At 48.9% G+C, this 1,942-nt stretch carries 2 protein-coding genes; both read right to left on the bottom strand.

Going from position 1 to position 1,942, the window contains the following annotated elements; genetic code table 11:
• On the bottom strand, positions 1-1,343 hold a 1,343-nt coding region (locus VZ94_RS21845), incomplete at its 3' end, for a DUF2341 domain-containing protein (RefSeq protein ID WP_052700842.1).
• Between the two features lie 464 nt (positions 1,344-1,807).
• Positions 1,808-1,942 (bottom strand): transposase domain-containing protein (locus tag VZ94_RS24955; RefSeq protein ID WP_131655707.1); only part of this gene is annotated, 135 nt, incomplete at its 5' end.

Here is a 1,942-nt window from a genome sequence, read left to right as displayed (position 1 = left end):
TTGCGTAAGCGTTTATTCATTTCGTCAACGCCGGTGTGATAAATCCGATAAATCGACGAGCCGGCGTAGCTGTTTTGGTGTTCGGTGAGTGAGAACAGCAGCGGTGATTCTTCGAACTGCTCATCGTCTTCGCCGTCTTCGTGGTTAAGTGACGTCAGGTCTTGCACACCGATTTTGCTAAACGCTTCCTCGAATTTTTTGTTTTGTCCGTGCACCCGGTTAATGACGATGATTTTGACGAGCATCACCATCCAGCTAATGACAAACATCACGCCTAAGATGCCGATGATGACCCAGCCGTCGATGGTCACATTATCTAGGGTCGCCATGAAGTAGGATTCGCCTTCTTCACCGTCGCTGTCGGGCGTTAAGTCATCGCCATAACTGAGTAAGGCCGAGCCTACGCCTTGCATTTGTACGTCGAACTTAATCGCGTTGGCGTCTTTAACGGTTTTGTACACGCTGAATTGGTCTATCATGCCGGTAAAACCGTTGGCGCCGGTTAAATCCGCGCCTAAACTCATTTCGCCGCTAATGTCGGCTAAGGTAAGCGCGACTTGACCGGCGGCTGCGCCATCGATATACAGCGTGACGGTGCCATTGCCTGCGGTGACGGTTAAGTTATGCCAGGTGCCGGGGGCGACGGTGGCTTGTGCGGTTAACACTTGCTTGGCACCGGAGGCATCGGTGATGTCAAGAACAGGGGTTTGGTCTTTTAAGCTTAACGTCACGCCATTAGCATTGCTGGCACGTTGTAGGATAACGGCTTGCTGGGCTTGGTCGAATTTCAACCAGGTTGACATGGTCCAACCGCTAGCGGCTGCCATCACTAAAGAAGGGGCATTAGGAATTTTTACGCGTTGTTTGCCTTGAAATACCGCCGCACCGGCAATTAAGCCGCCTTCGCCATAAGTGGCAGTCGATTCAGTGGGGTTAGTGGCATTGGCGGTCATGTCTTTGAAACTAGCCGATTCAAATTGATAGCTTAAGACTTCGCTGACATCATAAGCGCCTTTGCTATCTTGTGCGTCTACCGCCTCGGCGTTGCCGTAATACAACCAAAAGCTAGGTTCTGCGGCGGTCGCGAGTTCTTTAGGTAACTTAACCCAAATTAACGCCATTTCGTTTAACGCATCAAATTTTTCGATATAGAATTTTAGCGGTGTTGTTTCATCATCGGCTAAGACTCTAAAATCTTTGCCGTTCTCAGCCAGCTCTAAAAAATTAGCGAAATTGCCGGTATGTAACCGCACTAAGGCAAAGGCATCTTCGGGCAATTTCACGCCGTCTTGCTGCAATTTTTTCGCATCGATGCTGAGCTTTTTCCTTATAGCCCCAGTCATCGCTCCACCACGCCGACGCGAGCGACGGCAACATCGCTATTAATAACAACCATAGACTAATACGCTTCATTATGTATCTCATTAACTGCATTGGAAAAAATCGGTTCCCCACTTAAGACGGTGCAGCATAATAGGTCGGGTTAGCGATAGCGTAACCCGACAACATCGGAGCCGATAAGTGTTGGGTTACGGCTATCGCCTAACCCAACCTACACAACTTCATTAACTGCATTGGAAAAATCGGTTACCGACTTAAAACGGTGTAGCCTAGTAGGTCGGGTTACGACTGCACGGATGCAGGAGGTAGAGCAACGCAGGAGCAGTTGCCGAGCGATAGCGTAACCCAACAACATCGGAGCGGTAATTTTGGGTTACGGCTATCGCCTAACCCAACCTACGTGGCTAACCCATTGATAGTAACCGTTCAATCTAGCCACGTTGTTTTCTAAAAGACATTCTGATCCTTAACTGTCTCGGAATTTGCCGTTGCAAAAAGGCAGCAACTCATCGATACGACTGTTGGGCCAAGTCGGTAATTTTTCCAAAGTATCCTTGAGCCATTCGGTAGGATTTAAGCCATTGAGTTTAGCCGTCCCTAA

It is taken from the genome of Methylocucumis oryzae (assembly GCF_000963695.1).
Classification (GTDB): Bacteria; Pseudomonadota; Gammaproteobacteria; order Methylococcales; family Methylomonadaceae; genus Methylovulum; species Methylovulum oryzae.
This window is presented reverse-complemented; position numbering and strand designations above follow the sequence as displayed.